The sequence below is a fragment of the Micromonospora sp. NPDC049201 genome (assembly GCF_055586805.1).
In genome coordinates, this window is record NZ_JBVJHM010000018.1 from 42309 (window position 1) to 59160 (window position 16852).

Genomic DNA, 16852 nt, shown 5'->3' on the forward strand with positions numbered 1-16852 from the left:
GTCGTGGATGCCTGACGAACGGGTCCGTTCAGTGTGCCCGGGGTGGCGCGGTCGAGTCCCGCACGACCAGCCGAGTGGGAAGGATCACCGAGGTCGGCGTCCGTCCGTCGCCGGCGGCTCCGCGCGGCGCCGGCACCGGTCCGGGGTACGGGTCGGCGGCGCCCGCCCCCAGCGGGTCGAGCAGGATACGGGCGGCGAGGCGCCCCTGGTCGGCGGCGGGTTGGGCGATGGTGCTCAGCCCCAGCACGCCGGCCAGGTCGTGGTCGTCGATGCCGATCACACTGACGTCCTGCGGCACCCGCAGCCCGGCGTCGCGCAGCGCGCTGACCGCGCCCATCGCCATCTCGTCGCAGGCGGCGAAGATGGCGGTCGGTGGTTCGCCGCGGGCCAGCAGCTCGGCGGTGGCGTGGATGCCGCCGTCGATGGTGAACTGGGACTCGACGTCGAGGCTCGGGTCGGGCCGCAGGCCGGCGACGCGCAGCGCCTCCTGGTAGCCGCGCCGCCGGTCCAGGTGGGTGGTGAACGCCAGCTCGTCGTCCGGGTCGCCGGAGATGTGCGCGATCCGGGTGTGGCCGAGGTCGAGCAGGTGGCGGGTGGCGGTCCGGGCGGCGGCCACGTCGTCGATCCGGACGCAGGGCCAGCCGGGCACTCCGCTGCCGGAGCTGATCGTCACGCCGGGCAGGTCGAGTTTGGTGAGCGCGTGCACGTCCGCCGCGCGCAGCGGCGTGGCGACCAGGATGATCGCGTCCACCCGCTTGTGCAGGCTGGCCGTCCGTAGCACCCGCTGGCGGGTCTGCTCCCGGCCACCGAGGTTGTAGAGGAGCGTGTCGTAGCCGTGCTGCTGGAGGGAGTCCTCGACCGCCTCCACCACGGTGCCGAAGAACCACCTGGTGATCCGCGGGACCACCACGGCGACCGTGCCGGTCCGCCCGCCGGCGAGCCGGGAGGCGCTGGGCGAGACCGCGTACTGGAGTTGCTCGGCGGCGGCGAGGACCCGGCGGCGGGTGGCGGCCGAGACCGTCGGCAGGCCGCGCAACGCGCGGGAGACGGTGGCCGTGGAGACCCCGGCCAGGCGGGCGACGTCGTCAATCTTGGTCATCGTGGCTCCCCGCTGCGACCCGTGTCCCGCCGCCGCCGGCACTCCGGCGGCGGCGGGGCGGTGGATCAACCCTTGACGCTGCCGGCGAGCAGGCCCCGCACGAAGTAGCGCTGGAGGGACAGGAACACGATCAGCGGTACGACGATCGACACGAACGCGCCGGCCGTGAGCCGCTGCCACTCGTTGCCCCGGGTGCCGGCCAGCTCGGCGAGCCGGACGGTCAGCGGAGCGGTCTCGTCGCCGCCACCGGCGAAGATCAGCGCGACCAGCAGGTCGTTCCAGACCCAGAGGAACTGGAAGATGCCGATCGCCGCCAGCGCCGGGGTGATCAGCGGCAGCACGATGGTGCGGAAGATCTTCGGGTGGGTGGCGCCGTCGACCCGGGCCGCCTCCATCAGGTCGCCGGGGAGCTGCGAGATGAAGTTGTGCAGCAGGTAGACGGCGAACGGAAGCGCGAAGCAGGTGTGCGCGAACCACACCTGGGCGAACTTCTGCTCGTCGACCAGGTCCCACGCGGGGAGGACCTGGACCCCGGCGATGGTGACGCCGGTGGAGAAGAACCGCAGCAGCGGCACCAGGGCCATCTGGAGCGGCACGATCTGCAACGCGAAGATCGCGATGTAGAGCCAGTCCCGCCCCCTGAAGTTGATCCAGGCCAGCGCGTACGCGGCCAGCGAGGCGAACGCGATCGGGAACAGCACCGACGGGATGGTGATCGCCAGCGAGTTGATGAAGTAGCTGGCGAGCTGCCCCGACGATCCGCTGCTGAACAGCACGTCCTGGTAGTTCTGGAAGGTGAACTGGGGGTCGCGGAAGAACGTCCACCAGCCGGTGGTCTTGATCTGGTCCTCGGGCCGGAACGAGGAGACGAACAGGCCGAAGGTCGGGACCGTCCAGAGCAGCGCGAGCACGATCGAGACAAGCGTGGCGGTGCGGCTGTTCAGCCGCTTGCGGACCCGGGCGGCCCGGGTGGTCGGCCCGGTCGCCTGGACGCCGGCTCCGACGGTGGGCGTGGCGGTGGTCATCTCAGCCCTCCCGCTGCTTGCGCAGGTTGCGGATCTGGTAGATCACGAGCGGCAGGACCAGGACGAACAGGAAGACCGCGAGCGCCGAGCCCTGGCCGTTCTCGCCGTACCGGAACGCCTGGTTGTACATCTCGTTCGCGATCACGCTGGTGTCGTAGTTGCCGTTGGTGGCGGTCCGGACGATGTCGAAGACCTTGAGCGTGGCGATGGAGATCGTCACCACCACGACGATCAGCGCCGGCCGGATGCTCGGCATGGTGATCCGCCAGAACATCTGCCACGCGGTGGTCCCGTCCAGCCGGGCCGCCTCGATGATGTCCGCCGGGATGGCCTTGATGGCCGCGGAGAGCACGACCATGGCGAAGCCGGCCTGGATCCAGATCATGATCACGATGAGCAGGAGCGTGTTCAGCGGCGAGTCCAGCAGCCACTGCTTCGGCTCGCCGCCCAGGCTGACCACGATCTGGTTGAGCAGGCCGATCTGCTCCTGCCCGTCGCCCCGGTAGGCGTAGACGAACTTCCAGATGATGGCGGCGCCGACGAACGAGATCGCCATCGGCAGGAAGATCAGCGACTTGGCCGCCGACTCGAACCGGGCCTTGTCCACCAGGACCGCGTAGATCAGCCCGAACGCGCTGGCCAGCAGCGGCACCAGGAGCACCCAGACCAGGGTGTTGAGCAGCACCCGGACGATCGAGTCCTCGGCGAACATCCAGGCGTAGTTGTCCAGTCCCACCCAGTCGGTGCTGCCCGAGTCCATGAACGAGAGCAGCGTGGTGCGGACGGCCGGGATCACCAGCCCGACGGTCAGCAGCAGCAGCGTCGGCAGCAGGAAGAAGAACGCGAAGGCGCCCTCGCGCGGCTTGCGCCGCCGGGGTGCCGGTCCGCCGCCCGCCGCGACCGCGACCAGTTGCGCCTCCCGACGCCGGGCGAACCACGTCGGCACCACGTCGAGGAGCAGGAGCAGCCCGCCCACCACCGCGACGAAAGCGATCAGCCCGTACATCAGCATGAGGAACTTCGGCTGTTCCGCCGCGAAGTCGAACTCCATCAACCCTCCCTCAAGGGTTCGGATGCGGGCGGGTGGCCCGGCCCGTGCACACGGACCGGGCCACCCACGCGGATCACTTCCAGCTGCCCTCGATGTCGTTCAGGACGGTGGTGGTGTCCTTGCCGTTGATCCAGGCCACCATGCCCTTCCAGAACGTGCCGGCGCCGACCGCGGCCGGCATCAGGTCCGAGCCGTCGAAACGGAAGGCGGTCTTCGGGTCCTGGAGGATGCCCACGGAGAGCTTGTCCACCGGGTTCGGAACGTTGTTGATGTCCAGCTTGTTGTTCGCGGACACCCAGTCACCGATCTTGGCGCGGCTGTTGGCGTACTCGCCGGAGGCCAGGTAGGTCTGCACCGCCTGGATCTCGGGCCGGTCGGCGAAGGCCGCGACGAACTCGCCGCCGCCCAGCACCGGCTTGCCCTTGGCCGGGTCGATGGCCGGGAAGTAGAACGCGAAGACGTCGCCGTCCTCGGCCACCTTGGTGCCCTTCGCCCACTGGTTGGCGTAGAAGGACGCCTGGCGGTGCAGCGCGCACTTGCCGGTGAGGACCGGCGCGCCGGCCTCCTGGAACGAGGTGGTGGCGATGCTCTTCACGCCGCCGAAGCCACCGTTGACGTACTTCTCGTTCTTGAGGATGGTGCCCGCCTGGTTGACGGCGGTGGCGACCTGCGGGTCGTTGAACGGGATGCCGTGGGTGGTCCACTTGTCGTAGACCTCGGGCCCGCCGGTGCGCAGCAGGACGTCCTCGATCCAGTCGGTGGCCGGCCAGCCGGTGGCGTCACCGGACTCGATGCCCGCGCACCACGGCTTGGTGCCGCTCGCCGCGATCTTGTCGCTGAGGTCGATCAGCTCCTGCCAGGTGGTCGGGACCGACCAGCCCTTCTCCTTGAAGGTCTTCGGCGAGTACCACACGAAGGACTTCACGTTGGAGCCGAGCGGGGCGCCGTAGAACTGCCCGTTGACGGTGCTGTACTTCAGCCAGTCGGGGGAGTAGTTCTGCTCGGCCATGGCCTTGGTGTCGGCGCTGGCCGGCTTGAGCTTGCCGGAGTCGACGAACCGCTTGAGCAGGCCCGGCTGCGGGATGAAGGCGATGTCGGGGGCGTTGCCGCCGTCCACCCGGACGGGGAGCTGGGCCTCGAACTCGCCGGAGCCCTCGTGGTCGATCTCGATGCCGGTGCAGTCCTCGAACTCCTTCCAGGACTGCTGGAGGCGCTCGTCCTCGATGTCCCGGATCGACGAGTAGATCGAGACCTTCTTGCCGTCGTGGCCCTGGTACTTCTCGTATGCGGCGCACTCGGCCGAGCCCGCCTTGTCGCTCTTCTTGTCGTTGCCGGTCCCGCAGGCGGCGACGCCGAGCGCCAGCCCCAGCACGCCGGTGACCGCGAGAGCCTGGCGCGATCTGGCAAACGCCATGCCGATCTCCTTCCTTGCCGGCGCGTGGGGGAATTCGAATGCGCGCCGGTCCGATGGTCGTCCCCACATGTAAGCGCTTGCATCCCGTCCGGTCCACCCCCGGCCGGACACGGCCCGGTAACAATCCCGAAATCCGGACATCGCCACTGGGCGCGCTCCCAGGGATCTTCCGTCGAACGGAACTTTCTGCCACGCTGTCCGTATCGGATTGAAGACTTTCAACATAGGAGGTAGTGGATGCGCAAGCGGTGGCTCAGTCTGGCGGCGGGTGTGGCGGTCCTGGCCGCGACCCTGGTCCCGGCGGCGCCGGCGATGGCCGCGCCGACGTTCAAGGTTCCGTTCCCGTGCAACCAGTCCTGGTCCGGCCAGACGCGGACCAATCACAGCCCGGCCAACGCGATCGACTTCAACCGCACCGACGACCTCGGCGACCCGGTGGTGGCCAGCGCGCCCGGCACCGTCGACGTGGTGACGAACCTCGGTGACACGAGCTACGGCAAGTACGTCCGGATCAACCACGGCGGCGGCTGGACGACCTACTACGCGCACCTCAACGCGTTCAACGTGTCGGTCGGGCAGACCGTCGGCTACGGCCGCGTGATCGGGTACGTCGGCACCACCGGCGGCTCCACCGGCCCGCACCTGCACTACGAGCAGCGCTCGAACGGCAGCGCCGTGAAGATCAATTTCAACGGCGCGCAGGCCCTCTACTGGGGCACGAAGACCTACACCAGCGACAACGGCTGCGCCGGCGCGGACACCGGGGCCGGCACGGTGAACACCTCCGGCACGGCCCTGACGGTCCGCTCCGGGCCGGGCACCGGCTACAGCGCGGTGGGCACGGTGGCCGACGGGGCCAAGGTGACGATCTACTGCCAGACCAGCGGCACCAGCGTCACCGGCACGTACGGCACCAGTTCCATCTGGGACCGGATCGGCTCCGGCCGGTTCATCTCCGACGCGTACGTCTACACCGGCTACGACGGGTACATCCCCGGCGTGCCCCGCTGCTGACCCCGGTGGGCGCGGGGGCGTCGGCTCCCGCGCCCACCCCGGTCAGGCGTTCAGCCGCCAGATGGCGAAGTTGAGCGCGGCGGCGAACGTGACCCACGCCCAGTACGGCAGCATCAGCAGCGTCGCCGGCCGGGACACCCGCCGGAACAACACCACGGTCACGCCGATCGCCAGCCACATCAGCACGATCTCGGCGAACGCCAACCCGTAGCGGCCGGCGCCGAAGAAGAGCGGCGTCCAGACGGCGTTGAGCACCAGTTGGACGCACCAGGCCCAGAGCGCGGGGCCGAAGCCGACCCGGCGCCAGACCAGCCAGCCGGCGATCGCGATCAGCGCGTACAGCAGGGTCCACACCGGGCCGAACAGCCACGACGGCGGTGCCCAGGCGGGCTGTTCCAGGCTCTGGTACTCCGCGGAGGTGCCCCGGACGCCCAGCCCGCCGATGGCGGCGGCGGCGAACGTGGCGGCGCCGAAGCCGAGCAGGGCCCACCACTTCCGGGCCCCGGCGGTACGCCGGCCGGCGCGTTGCGACATCTCCATGGTCGAGATATTGCCGCTGGCCGGGGGAGGCAAACCCCGCCGGATACGGAAAACGCCGGGATCGTCGGGTCCGGACGCTCCGGTCTGGGAGGACAGAGCGCCGGGCCCGACGACCCCGGCGGGTCTCGGGTGCTGCGGGCGGGCGTTACGTGTTGAAGATGCTGACACCACCCGGGCCGACCAGCAGGCCCACCACGATGAGGACGATGCCCCAGAGGATCTGTCGGCGGAAGAGGGCAAGAATTCCGGCGACCACGAGTACGACTGCGAGAATCCAGAGAATCAGCTCCATGGCGGCTGGATACCCGGCGGCCCGATCCCGGAAACCTCCCTCTCAGTCGACCTGATCCCCGAGGTGGAAGACGCTGTAGGCCTGCTTGATCACGGGGTGCGCGACGTTACGGACCCGCACCCCGCCCGGCGTGGTGCCGCGCTCGGTGCCGTGGTGGGCGTGCCCGTGCAGGGCCAGCGCGGTGGGCGCCGAGTCGATCGCCTGCCCGAGCTGGTAACAGCCGAGGAACGGGTAGATCTCCAGCGGCTCGCCGGCGAGCGTGTCCGGCACGGGGGAGTAGTGGGTGAGCGCGACCAGCGCGTCACACTCCAGCGCGAGCAGCGCGGCCGCCAGCGCGTCGGCGCTCTCCCGGGTGGTTCGCACGAACGATTTCATCTCCGGCTCGCCGAAGTCGCTGGCGCAGCGCCCGGCGAACCCGCCGCCGAAGCCCTTCACACCGGCCACGCCGAGCCGCCCCCCGGGGCACTCCACCACCGTGCCGGTGCCCTCCAGCACGGTGATCCCGGCGTCCTCCAGCACCTTGACCACCTGCGGCACCTGGTCGCACTGGTGGTCGTGGTTGCCGAGCACGGTGATCACCGGCACGCCGAGATCGCCGAACTCCCGCGCCACGCAGCGCGCCTCGGCCTCCGTGCCGTGCCGGGTCAGGTCGCCGGCGAGCAGCAGCACGTCGGCGCAGTCCGGCAGCTCCTCCAGCGCCGGACGGAACCGGCCCACCACGTCCTCGTCCAGGTGCACGTCGCCGACGGCGGCGATCCGGATCACCATCGAACCTCCCTCACGGCAGTTCCTCCACCTGGGTGGGCGCCTGCGTACGGATCACACCGATGTCGCTGGTCACCGGCGTGTCCGGGAAGCGCTCGGCCACCCGCCGCAGGATCTCCTCGCGCCGGTGCGGGCTCTCCACCTCGCCGGAGAGCACCAGCCCGCGCTCGCGGCGCAGCACCGTGATGCCCTGCTCGGCCACGGACGGGTCCTCCGCCAGCATGTTCTGGATCTCCGCCTCGACGTACTCGTCGGGCGGCACGTCGCCGGGCTGTCCGGTCACGGGGTCTCCCTTCCGCCGGGCACGCCGTCGGGCAGCACGTCCAGCCGGTCGAGCAGCACCAGGAACGCCTCCGCGTACGGCGAGTGCTGCGTTTCCTTGCGTACCCGGTCCCAGTCGATCTGTTCCCGCAGCGAGCGGGCGAGCGGCAGGGCGCGGGCGAAGTCGCAGTAGTGCTGGGAGAAGCTGAGCAGCTTGTGCACCATGAGCTGGCTGGCCGAGAGCACCGGCATGTGGATCGCGTCGACCGGCCGCACGATGGTGTCGGCGAACGTCTCCTCGGTCACCGGGGTCTCGATCGGCCGGTGGATCAGGTCCACCATCCGGCCCTCGTCGTAGACCTTGACCAACCAGTCCTCCGGCGGGCGCTCGGCCGTGAAGCCGGCCTCGACCAGCGCCTCCAGCGCCCGGTCGACGTCGGCCTCGCGGAGCAGGAAGTCGACGTCGTGGTCGCTGGAGTGGCCGCCGTGGGCGTACACGGCGAAGCTGCCGCCCAGGGCGAACGGGATCTCGGACTGCTTGAGCACGGCGGCGACCTTCTTCAGCGTGTGCACCAGGGTCTCGTCCCCGCGCTCGGCCATCTGGCTCTCCCGTCGTCGTCGTGGGCGGTGAGATTGAGTTGCCTACCCGGCGGACGCTCCGGTCACACCTTCCGCATCCACCTGGGGAGGAACGCGACAAAAAGGCGCTTGCGAGCATCCGTCGGATAACCTCGGGGAGGTGGCCAGCTCACTGCGGACGCGGCGCGGCGGAGCCCGACTGCGCACCGTCGCCCTGATCGGTATCGACGGCTCGGGCAAGACCACCCAGGCCCACCTGCTCGCCGAGGCGCTGACAGCGGCCGGCCACCGGGCCACCTACCACCGCAACGCCGGCGGTCGACGCTGGCTCGGCCGGCTCGCCCAACGGGTCGGCCGCCCGGACGCGCAACGCCTCGTCGGGCGCGACGGCCTGCTCGCGGTCGAGTCCGTGCTGCGGTGGCTGGCCATCGCGCTCGCACTGCTGAGCTGCCTGGCGACCGGCCGCACGGCGGTGATGGACCGGTGGTCCGTCTGCCAGTACGCCAGCATCCGGGCGCACGGTGGGCAGCGCTGGGAGCGGCTGGCCCGGGCCGGCTACCGGATCTTCCCGCCGCCCCGGGTCACCATCCTGCTGACCGTGGACCCGGCCGAGGCGTACCGGCGGATCGAGCGGCGCGGCACCGACCACGAGAGCATGCGGTGGCTCACCGCCGCCGACGCGGCCTACCGGGCGCTGCCGGAGTACGCCGGCTTCGTGGTGGTGGACGGCAGCGGCCCGCCGGAGGAGGTGTCCCGCCGGATCCGGGCGCACCTGAGCGAGTGGCTGCCGGACGACCCGTCCACACTCGCCGGCCCGTCGCCGGACGGCACCCCGCGCCCGTCGGGCGGCGGCCGGGAGGGCCCGGTGCCGGCTCAGGCCCGCCCGTAGACCGGGACGCTCGCGCCGCTCGTCGGGGCGGACTCCGCGCCGGCCAGGAAGCGGATCACCGTCGCGATCTCGGCCGGCGGCACCCACCGCCGGTGGTCCGCCTCGGGCTGGGCGGCCCGGTTGGCCGGGGTGTCGATGACGCTGGGCAGCACCGTGTTGCAGCGCACCCCACGCGGTCGGTACTCCACCGCGACCGCGTTCGCGAATGCCTGCACGGCGGCCTTGGCGGTGGCGTAGCCGGCCGCGCCGGGGAACGGGGCCACCGCCGCCCGCGCCGACACGCAGACCACCGCGCCGCCGCCGGCCGCGACCAGGTGCGGCAGCGCCGCCTGGGTGACCAGGTAGGTGGGGCGCAGGTTGATCCGCAGCATCCGCTCGAACTCCTCGACCGGCGTCTCGTGCACCAGCCCGCCGCTGGCGTACCCGCCGACGAGGTTGACCACGGCGCGCAGCGGCGCCGCGGGCTCGGCGGTGGCTGCCGTCACCGCCCGCGCGGCCCCCTCGGGAGTGAGCAGGTCCGCCACCACCGGGACCGGACCGGACGGCTCGGTCGTCGTCGGGCCGCCCTCCCGACCGGGTACGACCACCCGCCAGCCGTCCCGCAGGAACGCGGCGGTGACCGCGCCGCCGAGCCCACCCGTGCCTCCGGTCACCAGCACCGTGCGATCCGCCATGGCCACACGTTAGCCGCCGGGAAAGACGGGACGCCGGGCACGCCGACCCCGCAGGCGGACCGGTGCGCCGGCCGTCCGCCGCCGGCCGCACTCGCTGGTCACGGAGAGCGAGACGGAGGCGCGGCGGCCGGATGGGCCGCCGTCGCCTTTGCTCTGCAGCCATCCCCGCAGCAGAAACCGAGTGCAACCACCCGAACTGCCGGCCCGCGCCGGTCCCGCTCACTCCTGCCCAGGTAGAGGAGCTGCTGCGCATATGGGTGCAGAGCAAAGGCGACGGAGGGGCGTCCCGCCGCCCCTCGGCGGCAGTCACGCTGAGAAACCAACTCCCTCGTCACTGTTCGTGATGTAGTCGACGCGTGCGGGGAGGGCTCGCCCGGCTGACCGGTGGTCCCGTGGCGGCCGTCCGGGTCGGAGGGTCGGCGTGCGGTCGATCGGACGATCCTCCGGCGGGCGCGAGTCGACCGGACCGGAGGAGGCGGCCGGGCTGCGGTAATGGGACCCTGGGCACGGAGAACAGGCGCGGATGGCGGTAAATTTCCCGATACGCGGCGTCATGGTTGACGCTTACGCCCAGTGAAAGTAAGTTTCATCCGTGGCGAAGAGTCCGAAGATTTCTGCGAGTCACGAGCCCGGTGGACTGATCGTCCACATCAGCGGCCTCCTGCCCTCGCTGTCCCCGGCCGAGCAGCGGGTGGCCCGGCTGGTCGTCGCCGATCCGGCGGACGCGGCCCGGCGCACGATCACCGACCTCGCCACCGCCGCCGAGACATCCGAGGCGACCGTGATCCGGTTCTGCCGCTCGGTCGGCATGAACGGCTACCCCCAGCTGCGGATCCGGCTCGCCGCCGAGGCCGCCCGCCGGGTCGAGCCGCCGGACGCGCGGGTCGTCGGCGGCGACATCCCGCCCGGCGCCGACCTGGCCCAGATCATCGCCACCATCGCGTTCAACGACGCACGGGCCGTCGAGGAAACCGCCGAGCAGCTCGACCCGGCGGTCTGCGAGCGGGTGGTCGAGGCGATCGGCGCGGCCGGCCGGATCGACGTCTACGGCGCGGGTGCCAGCGGCTTCGTCGCCTCGGACTTCCAGCAGAAGCTGCACCGCATCGGCCGCATCGCGTTCTACTTCCCGGACGTGCACACCGCGCTCACCTCCGCCGCGCTGCTGGGCCGCGGCGACGTCGCGGTCGGCATCTCCCACACCGGCACCACGTCCGACGTGATCGAGGTGCTGGAGCAGGCCCGGGCGCGCGGCGCCACCACGGTGGCGCTCACCAACTTCCCCCGCTCACCGATCACCGAGGTCGCGGACCACGTGCTCACCACCGCCGCCCGGGAGACGACCTACCGGTCCGGCGCGACGGCCAGCCGGCTGGCCCAGCTCACCGTGGTCGACTGCCTCTTCGTCGGGGTGGCCGCCAGGAGCCGGGCCCGCACCAAGAAGGCCCTCGAGGCCACCGCCGAGGCGGTCCAGTCGCGTCGGGTGGGTCCCGGGCGGAGGCGGGCATGACGGCGGGTCGGGTGGAGCGGGACGAGGTGACCGCGGTGCGTCCGGTGGTGCGGGTCGGCGCGCCGACCGAACGGCGTAACCCGCACAGCGTCGACCTCGACCTGATGTCGACCCGGGACGTGCTCACCGTGATCAACGAGGCCGACCGGCGGGTGCCGGCCGCGGTGGCCGCCGTGCTGGACGAGATCGCCGAGACCGTCGACCTGGCCGTGGCCGCGCTGCGCGGCGGACGCCGGGTGCACTACTTCGGCGCCGGCACCTCCGGCCGCCTGGGCGTGCTGGACGCGGCCGAGCTGGCCCCCACGTTCAACTCGCCGCGGCACTGGTTCTGCGCCCACCTGGCGGGCGGCCCGGAGGCCATGTGGCGGGCCGTCGAGGACGCCGAGGACGACGAGCGTGGCGGTGCCGCCGAAGCTGCCAAGTGTGTCCGCGCCGGGGACCTGGTGGTCGGCCTGGCGGCCAGCGGGCGCACCCCGTACGTCCTCGGGGCGCTCGCCGCGTCCCGGTCCCAGGGTGCCGGGACGGTGCTGCTCTGCGCGAATCCGGAGGCCGAGGCCGCCACGTCGGTGGACGTGTTCATCGGGGTGGACACCGGACCCGAGGTGGTCACCGGGTCGACCCGGATGAAGGCCGGCACCGCGCAGAAGCTGGTGCTCAACACGTTCTCCACGGCCGTGATGGTGCGTCTCGGCCGGGTCTACTCGAACCTCATGATCGACATGGTGGCCACCAACGCCAAGCTGCGCGGCCGGATGATCTCGATCCTGATGGAGGCCACCGGCTGCGCCGAGGAGGTCTGCGCCGTCGCGTTGCGGGAGGCCGACGGCGACCTCAAGACCGCCCTCGTCTCGCTGGTCTCCGGCGCCGAGGTGCCCGCCGCCCGGGCCGCGCTGGCCCGCGCCGCCGACCAGGTCCGCGGCGCTTTGGCCCTGCTCGCCTCCTGATCCCACCCGATCCCACCCGCCGGGCGCATCCGCCCGGCGGGTGCGACGCGTATCACGTGGCGGGAGGGGACGGCTCTCCCCGTGCGGATTGTTCAACGAGGCGGAGGGTAATCCTTCCCGTGGCTGAACCGACTGGTCCAAGGGCGCGTATCAGGCAGTGACCAGGATCCCAGTGCGGCGGTGACGCGGCTCGCTGTGTTCATGGAACAGGCAATGGTGCCATTCCATGGGCGGACGGCGATTTCGCTGTTCCGGACCCCGTTCACCAGGGGGTCCGCCGGCCGTCGAGCAGGGGTCCTGACAGGAAACATGGACCGGGCTCTCAGCTAGCACTCAGGCATTCGTGACAGTTTCGACTCACGGCATGGAATCCCCGACACGTCACATCTGTTGTGTAGGTGTCAGCACCTACGGGCACAGCGGAGGTTACGGGGAGGGCTGATGAACGTGGGGATGGCAAGGAACCGGGCAACCGGCGCGAGCGAGGGGACCGTGGCAATCGTGGACAAGAACATCGGCATGCGTACCGACGAGGTCGCCGAGGAGCGGGACCTGGTCGGCGTCTACCTGCACGAGATCTCCCGGACGCCGCTGCTGGACGCCGCCCGGGAGGTGGACCTCTCCAAGTCGATCGAGGCCGGCCTCTACGCCGAGCACCTGCTCGACACCGACCGGATCCCCGACGGGTCCACCCGGGAGGAGCTGGAGCGCGTGGTCGCCGACGGTGAGCGGGCGAAGGACCTGTTCATCCGCGCGAACCTGCGGCTGGTCGTCTCCATCGCCCGCCGCTACGTGCGCTCCGGCATGCCCATGCTGGACCTGATCCAGGAGGGCAACACCGGCCTGGTCCGGGCGGTCGAGAAGTTCGACTACGAGCGGGGCTTCAAGTTCTCCACCTACGCGACCTGGTGGATCCGGCAGGCGATCAGCCGGGCGATCGCCCAGCAGGAGCGGACCGTACGGCTGCCCGTGCACCTGGTGGAGGACGTCAACCGGATGCGCAACGTGGCCCGGCAGCTCACCCGCGAGCTGGGCGCCGACCCGGAGCCGGAGCAGATCGCGGCCTCGCTCGGCGTCACCGTCGAGCGGGTGAACGAGCTGGTCCGCTGGTCGCAGGACACCGTCTCGCTGGACACCCCGGTGGGCGACGACGGCGACACCAACCTCGGTGACCTGGTCGCCGACAGCGACGCCCCGTCGCCGGAGGAGATCGTGCTCACCGGCCTGGAGCGGCAGCGGATCGAGGGGCTGCTCAACCACCTCGACGACCGGTCGGCCGGCATCATGCGGGCCCGCTACGGCCTGGAGGACGGACGGGAGCACTCGCTGACCGAGGTCGCCTCCCGGTTCTCGCTCTCCCGGGAGCGGATCCGCCAGCTCGAGATCCAGGCCCTCGGCCGGCTCCGCGAGCTGGCCCGCGCCGAAGGGCTACAGGCGGCCTGACCTGGTAGTAATGAACGACGAAACGGCCGGCGTCCGACAGGGGGACGCCGGCCGTTTCGCTGCCGTGGATCAGACCCGGCCGTAACCGGCGATCGACATGATGTTCATGCCGCGTTTGCTGACGTTGCGGCCCGCGCTGGGCGCGTCGATGATCTGACCGCCGCCGACGTAGAGGGCGACGTGCCCGAGCCCGGAGTAGAACACCAGGTCCCCCGGTTGCAGCGCGCTGCGGCTGATCCTGGTCGTGGCGCTCCACTGGGCCGCCGCGTTGTGCGGCAGCGACTTCCCGGCGGCCCGCCAGGCGGCCAGCGTCAGGCCCGAGCAGTCGTAGCTGCCGGGGCCCTCGGCACCCCACCCGTACGGCTTGCCGACCGCGCCGTACGCGTACCGCACCGCCACCCCGGCCTTGCCGGAGACGGCCGGCGGCTTACCCGCCGAACTCGCCTTGGCCGGCGCCTCGGTGGCCCGCCCGTACGCCTGGCGGCGCATCTCGTAGAGGCGGGACAGGTCCCCCTCGATCCGCTTCTTACCGGCGGCGAGCTGCTTGGCCTGCGCCGCCTCCCGGGCCAGCGTGACGTCCAGCTTGGTCTTCTGGTCGATCAGCCGGCGCTGGTCGGCGGTGAAGCCGGTGATGGTGCGCTGCCGCTGGCGGGTGAGTTGGTCGAGCGTGCCCAACCGTTCCGGCAGCGCGGCGGTGCCGCCCGGCTCCAGCAGCGCCGCCGCGGTGCGCATGCCGCCGGTCTTGTACGCCGTGGCGGCCAGCACGGCCACGTCGGCGCGGCTCCGCTCGGCCTGTTCCTGCAACGGGCCGATCTTGGCCGCCAACGTGGCGGCGGTGGCCTTGTTGGCCTTGATGTCCTCGTTGAGCTTGTTGTAGGACTCGACGATTCGCTCCAGCTCAGTCGAGGACTTCTCGATCTGCTTCGTCAACTCGGCGGGGGTGGGCTCGGCCCGAGCCACCGACGCCGGGGCGAGCAGCGCGGCCGACAGGCCGGCCACCGCCAGCGAGCGGAGCAGCATCCGTAAGGACGACAAGAGCGGAAAGCTCCTCTCCATGGTCGGCGGGTCGCGTCTGAACGACCCGTCGACGCCGGACCGGCGCCATCCGGACGGATGGCGGTCGACCGGACCGACCTGCACAACCTAACCCGTGATCGGAGTGAACGGGAGTTCAAGCAGGGGCGAAAGTTGGCAAAGTGTCGGAAAGTGACAATGATGACGTTCACGATCGGTGACCGTTTCCGGCATGGCGAATGCGCCACACAATGGGACCCGGATCCGGGATTCCCACCCCGGAATCCATTCCCTCGGGAGGCCACCGTGCAGACCGACCGCTCCGCCACCCATCCGCCCCGCAGCACCGCGCCCGGCCTGCTCTACGCCCGGCCCGGCATCGTCGTCACCGCCGAACGCTTCACCGTCGGCCGCACCAGCTGGCCGGTCGCCGAGATCACCCAGCTTCGGACCGCCCGCGGCCCGCACGACCGGCTCGCCGTCCGGGCGGTCGCCGGCACCGCCGCGCTCATCGCGTCGGCCGGGCTGCTGCTCGGCTTCACCGGCGGCCTGCAACGGCTCACCGCCGGGGCGTACCTCACGCTCGGCGCGGTCGGGCTGCTGCCGCTGCTGCTCGTGCTGGTCGGCGACCGCTGGCGGCCCCCCGCGTACGAGCTGTGGGGCCGGATCCGGGGCACCGAGGAACTGCTGTTCACCAGCGACGACGAACGGCAGTTCGGTCAGGTCGCCGACGCGCTGCGCCAGGCCCGGGAGCGGGCCCGCCGCGACGGCCGGGCCGACCCGCCGGGCACCGGCCCGTGGCGCCCGGCGCGCTGAACCCCGGTCAGCCGGCCACCGGCTCCGGGGTGCGCGCCCGGCGCTCGGCGGCCACCCAGTGACTCACCCGCCGCTCCGCGTAGAACGAGACGAACGGCACGGTGCCGGCCAGCATCACCAGCAGCATCCGCTTCAGCGGCCAGTCGGCCCGGCGGGACAGGTCGAACGTCAGCGCCAGATAGAGCATGTAGAGCCAGCCGTGCGCGACACCCACCACGGCCACCACGCTCGGGTTGTCGAAGCCGTACTTCAGCGGCATGCCGATCAGGACCAGCACCACCAGCGCCACGCCCACGATCCAGGCGATCACGCGGTACCGGGTAAGGGCTCCGCCCACCGTCGTCCGTCCTTCCGCACCGGCCTCAGCCGGGATAGTCGCCGGGCCGGGCGCCCGGATTGGCGTTCAACCAGGAAAGGTAGCGGTTGTACGCGGCCAGCTCGCCGTCGTCCGCGCCCTCGGTCGGCGTCGACGGCACCCGGGCGACGCGCACCGGCCGGCGTACCGCCGGGGTCGGCGCGACCGGCTCGCCGCCGGCGGTCGCCGGCGGCGCGTCCTCCGCCGACGGACCGGGCGCGGCCCGTAACGCCTGCCGCACCTCGCGCCACCAGACGAAGACCACGAAGCCGGCGAAGACCGGCCACTCGATCGCGTAACCGAAGCTCAGCGCGTTGCCCCCGGCGGCGCGGGTGACCTGCCACCAGCCCAGCCCGAGGAAACCCACCACCAGCACGACCATGGCCACGTGGCGAGCGATCCACGCCGGTGTCCGGAGCCGCTGCATGCCATCGAGGGTACCGGGGCCGGCGGTCGTCTCCGACGCGGCGTCGTAGGTGGCGTGGGTTTGGTGGCACAGCGGTTGGGCATCCGTCTAGTCGCCAGCCCGAACGAGACGAGGGGGCGACGATGACCGAATCGGTACGCCGGGACACCAGCCCGGAGCAGCGCGTCACCGAGTGGGACGGTGACCACGCCCGCGCCGGGGCCACCGACGGCGACCTGCCCGGCGTGGACCCCGCCGAGCTGAGCGACGAGGACCTGATCCGGGAGGTGCGGAGCCTGCACCGGACCCGGCTGGACACGCTGCGGCACGCCACCGACTCCGCGCTCGCCAACCACCTGCGCCGCACCGCCGAGCTGGAGACCGAGTACCTGGCCCGGCACCCCGGCCGGGAGATCGACCCGCACCGGCTGCGGGACGCCTGATGGCCAGTCACGCCGAGCGCGGCATGTCCGCGCCGCCCGAGGTGGTGTTCAACACCGCCACCGACCCGGACCGGTCCGCCGCCTGGCTGCCCGAGGAGCTGCGCGGCGCCGGCGCCTGCCGGGTGGAGGTGCTCGACGCCGACGACATGCGGGCGCGGTGGAGCAGCGCCGACTGGTCCGCGGAGATCGACGTGGAACCGGCCGACGCCGGCGGCGCCCGCGTCCGGCTGGACCTGGCCGGCCCGGACCACGGCCTGGCCGACGAGATCCTGGCCAACCTCGACCGCGAGGTCGGCGACAACCTGACCGCCGGCTGAGCCC

19 protein-coding genes and 2 pseudogenes are annotated in these 16852 nt (G+C 71.7%); 8 read left to right on the forward strand and 13 right to left on the reverse strand.

Features of this window, described 5'->3' with window-relative positions; genetic code table 11:
- Positions 1-28: 28 nt before the first annotated feature.
- The 4 genes from ACZ6O5_RS29450 to ACZ6O5_RS29465 form a co-directional block, all read right to left on the reverse strand.
- Complete coding sequence (locus ACZ6O5_RS29450; protein ID WP_465981369.1) at positions 29-1099, reverse strand: LacI family DNA-binding transcriptional regulator; 1071 nt, start codon at positions 1097-1099, stop codon at positions 29-31.
- 65 nt (positions 1100-1164) lie between these two features.
- The gene (locus ACZ6O5_RS29455) at positions 1165-2124 is read right to left on the reverse strand and encodes a carbohydrate ABC transporter permease (protein WP_465981371.1); all 960 of its coding nucleotides are present in this window, start codon (positions 2122-2124) and stop codon (positions 1165-1167) included.
- Between the two features lies 1 nt (position 2125).
- Positions 2126-3175: a carbohydrate ABC transporter permease gene (locus ACZ6O5_RS29460; RefSeq protein WP_281937485.1), complete on the reverse strand. Its 1050-nt coding sequence runs from the start codon at positions 3173-3175 to the stop codon at positions 2126-2128.
- A 73-nt stretch (positions 3176-3248) separates the two neighbouring features.
- A complete protein-coding gene (locus ACZ6O5_RS29465) occupies positions 3249-4589 on the reverse strand; it encodes an ABC transporter substrate-binding protein (RefSeq protein WP_465981373.1) in 1341 nt (446 codons plus the stop codon).
- Positions 4590-4826: 237 nt separating this feature from the next.
- On the opposite strand from ACZ6O5_RS29465, the gene ACZ6O5_RS29470 reads away from it, so the two are divergent.
- Positions 4827-5603 carry a M23 family metallopeptidase gene (locus ACZ6O5_RS29470; protein WP_425786114.1) on the forward strand — a complete coding sequence of 259 codons (777 nt, stop codon included), beginning with the start codon at positions 4827-4829 and terminating at the stop codon, positions 5601-5603.
- Between the two features lie 42 nt (positions 5604-5645).
- Here the strand turns inward: ACZ6O5_RS29470 and ACZ6O5_RS29475 are convergent, their stop codons facing one another.
- The 5 genes and pseudogenes from ACZ6O5_RS29475 to ACZ6O5_RS29495 form a co-directional block, all read right to left on the reverse strand.
- A complete protein-coding gene (locus ACZ6O5_RS29475) occupies positions 5646-6143 on the reverse strand; it encodes a TspO/MBR family protein (protein ID WP_465981375.1) in 498 nt (165 codons plus the stop codon).
- Between the two features lie 145 nt (positions 6144-6288).
- A complete protein-coding gene (locus ACZ6O5_RS29480; protein ID WP_013288160.1) occupies positions 6289-6435 on the reverse strand; it encodes a GPGG-motif small membrane protein in 147 nt (48 codons plus the stop codon).
- Positions 6426-7203, reverse strand: a pseudogene (locus ACZ6O5_RS29485) (metallophosphoesterase family protein). Before ACZ6O5_RS29485 ends, ACZ6O5_RS29480 begins: the two are co-directional and overlap by 10 nt.
- A gap of 10 nt (positions 7204-7213) precedes the next feature.
- On the reverse strand, positions 7214-7423 hold the full coding sequence (locus ACZ6O5_RS29490; RefSeq protein WP_281938565.1) for a hypothetical protein: 210 nt from the start codon (positions 7421-7423) through the stop codon (positions 7214-7216).
- Between the two features lie 56 nt (positions 7424-7479).
- A pseudogene (locus ACZ6O5_RS29495) lies at positions 7480-8064 on the reverse strand (nucleotidyltransferase); the annotation flags it as partial.
- A gap of 136 nt (positions 8065-8200) precedes the next feature.
- Between ACZ6O5_RS29495 and ACZ6O5_RS29500 the strand changes: the two are divergent.
- Positions 8201-8929 (forward strand): dTMP kinase, encoded by a 729-nt coding sequence (locus ACZ6O5_RS29500; RefSeq protein WP_465981377.1) that lies wholly within the window; start codon positions 8201-8203, stop codon positions 8927-8929.
- Here the strand turns inward: ACZ6O5_RS29500 and ACZ6O5_RS29505 are convergent.
- On the reverse strand, positions 8914-9603 hold the full coding sequence (locus ACZ6O5_RS29505) for an SDR family NAD(P)-dependent oxidoreductase (RefSeq protein ID WP_465981379.1): 690 nt from the start codon (positions 9601-9603) through the stop codon (positions 8914-8916). The two genes, ACZ6O5_RS29500 and ACZ6O5_RS29505, sit on opposite strands and share 16 nt — an antisense overlap.
- A gap of 592 nt (positions 9604-10195) precedes the next feature.
- Here ACZ6O5_RS29505 and ACZ6O5_RS29510 point away from each other — a divergent pair.
- The 3 genes from ACZ6O5_RS29510 (at position 10196) to ACZ6O5_RS29520 (ending at position 13497) form a co-directional block, all read left to right on the forward strand.
- Positions 10196-11110: a MurR/RpiR family transcriptional regulator gene (locus ACZ6O5_RS29510; RefSeq protein WP_107157071.1), complete on the forward strand. Its 915-nt coding sequence runs from the start codon at positions 10196-10198 to the stop codon at positions 11108-11110.
- Complete coding sequence (murQ, locus tag ACZ6O5_RS29515) at positions 11107-12054, forward strand: N-acetylmuramic acid 6-phosphate etherase (RefSeq protein WP_465981381.1); 948 nt, start codon at positions 11107-11109, stop codon at positions 12052-12054. The genes ACZ6O5_RS29510 and murQ overlap by 4 nt, the downstream gene beginning before the upstream one ends.
- Before the next feature lie 453 nt (positions 12055-12507).
- Entirely contained in the window at positions 12508-13497 is a 990-nt protein-coding gene (locus tag ACZ6O5_RS29520) for a sigma-70 family RNA polymerase sigma factor (protein WP_465981465.1), read from the forward strand.
- 69 nt (positions 13498-13566) lie between these two features.
- On the opposite strand, the gene ACZ6O5_RS29525 is transcribed toward ACZ6O5_RS29520, so the two are convergent.
- The gene (locus ACZ6O5_RS29525) at positions 13567-14532 is read right to left on the reverse strand and encodes a C40 family peptidase (RefSeq protein ID WP_465981383.1); all 966 of its coding nucleotides are present in this window, start codon (positions 14530-14532) and stop codon (positions 13567-13569) included.
- 285 nt (positions 14533-14817) lie between these two features.
- Between ACZ6O5_RS29525 and ACZ6O5_RS29530 the strand changes: the two genes are divergently transcribed.
- Positions 14818-15327 carry a DUF6232 family protein gene (locus tag ACZ6O5_RS29530; RefSeq protein WP_465981385.1) on the forward strand — a complete coding sequence of 170 codons (510 nt, stop codon included), beginning with the start codon at positions 14818-14820 and terminating at the stop codon, positions 15325-15327.
- A gap of 7 nt (positions 15328-15334) precedes the next feature.
- Here the strand turns inward: ACZ6O5_RS29530 and ACZ6O5_RS29535 are convergent, their stop codons facing one another.
- A complete protein-coding gene (locus tag ACZ6O5_RS29535) occupies positions 15335-15664 on the reverse strand; it encodes a DUF3817 domain-containing protein (protein ID WP_343445474.1) in 330 nt (109 codons plus the stop codon).
- A 25-nt stretch (positions 15665-15689) separates the two neighbouring features.
- Positions 15690-16109: a hypothetical protein gene (locus ACZ6O5_RS29540; protein ID WP_465981387.1), complete on the reverse strand. Its 420-nt coding sequence runs from the start codon at positions 16107-16109 to the stop codon at positions 15690-15692.
- A gap of 122 nt (positions 16110-16231) precedes the next feature.
- On the opposite strand from ACZ6O5_RS29540, the gene ACZ6O5_RS29545 reads away from it, so the two are divergent.
- Both ACZ6O5_RS29545 and ACZ6O5_RS29550 read left to right on the forward strand, forming a co-directional pair.
- Complete coding sequence (locus ACZ6O5_RS29545) at positions 16232-16531, forward strand: DUF6158 family protein (protein ID WP_405090926.1); 300 nt, start codon at positions 16232-16234, stop codon at positions 16529-16531.
- Entirely contained in the window at positions 16531-16848 is a 318-nt protein-coding gene (locus ACZ6O5_RS29550) for an SRPBCC family protein (RefSeq protein WP_465981389.1), read from the forward strand. Before ACZ6O5_RS29545 ends, ACZ6O5_RS29550 begins: the two co-directional genes overlap by 1 nt.
- Positions 16849-16852: the final 4 nt, after the last annotated feature.

Excerpts from the sequence above, each read along its gene's own strand:
- ACZ6O5_RS29450 (WP_465981369.1), bottom strand. The coding sequence starts at position 1,099 with ATGACCAAGATTGACGACGTCGCCCGCCTGGCCGGGGTCTCCACGGCC.
- ACZ6O5_RS29455 (WP_465981371.1), bottom strand. The coding sequence starts at position 2,124 with ATGACCACCGCCACGCCCACCGTCGGAGCCGGCGTCCAGGCGACCGGG.
- ACZ6O5_RS29460 (WP_281937485.1), bottom strand. The coding sequence starts at position 3,175 with ATGGAGTTCGACTTCGCGGCGGAACAGCCGAAGTTCCTCATGCTGATG.
- ACZ6O5_RS29465 (WP_465981373.1), bottom strand. The coding sequence starts at position 4,589 with ATGGCGTTTGCCAGATCGCGCCAGGCTCTCGCGGTCACCGGCGTGCTG.
- ACZ6O5_RS29470 (WP_425786114.1), top strand. The coding sequence starts at position 4,827 with ATGCGCAAGCGGTGGCTCAGTCTGGCGGCGGGTGTGGCGGTCCTGGCC.
- ACZ6O5_RS29475 (WP_465981375.1), bottom strand. The coding sequence starts at position 6,143 with ATGGAGATGTCGCAACGCGCCGGCCGGCGTACCGCCGGGGCCCGGAAG.
- ACZ6O5_RS29480 (WP_013288160.1), bottom strand. The coding sequence starts at position 6,435 with ATGGAGCTGATTCTCTGGATTCTCGCAGTCGTACTCGTGGTCGCCGGA.
- ACZ6O5_RS29490 (WP_281938565.1), bottom strand. The coding sequence starts at position 7,423 with ATGCTGGCGGAGGACCCGTCCGTGGCCGAGCAGGGCATCACGGTGCTG.
- ACZ6O5_RS29505 (WP_465981379.1), bottom strand. The coding sequence starts at position 9,603 with ATGGCGGATCGCACGGTGCTGGTGACCGGAGGCACGGGTGGGCTCGGC.
- murQ (WP_465981381.1), top strand. The coding sequence starts at position 11,107 with ATGACGGCGGGTCGGGTGGAGCGGGACGAGGTGACCGCGGTGCGTCCG.
- ACZ6O5_RS29520 (WP_465981465.1), top strand. The coding sequence starts at position 12,508 with ATGGCAAGGAACCGGGCAACCGGCGCGAGCGAGGGGACCGTGGCAATC.
- ACZ6O5_RS29540 (WP_465981387.1), bottom strand. The coding sequence starts at position 16,109 with ATGCAGCGGCTCCGGACACCGGCGTGGATCGCTCGCCACGTGGCCATG.
- ACZ6O5_RS29545 (WP_405090926.1), top strand. The coding sequence starts at position 16,232 with ATGACCGAATCGGTACGCCGGGACACCAGCCCGGAGCAGCGCGTCACC.
- ACZ6O5_RS29550 (WP_465981389.1), top strand. The coding sequence starts at position 16,531 with ATGGCCAGTCACGCCGAGCGCGGCATGTCCGCGCCGCCCGAGGTGGTG.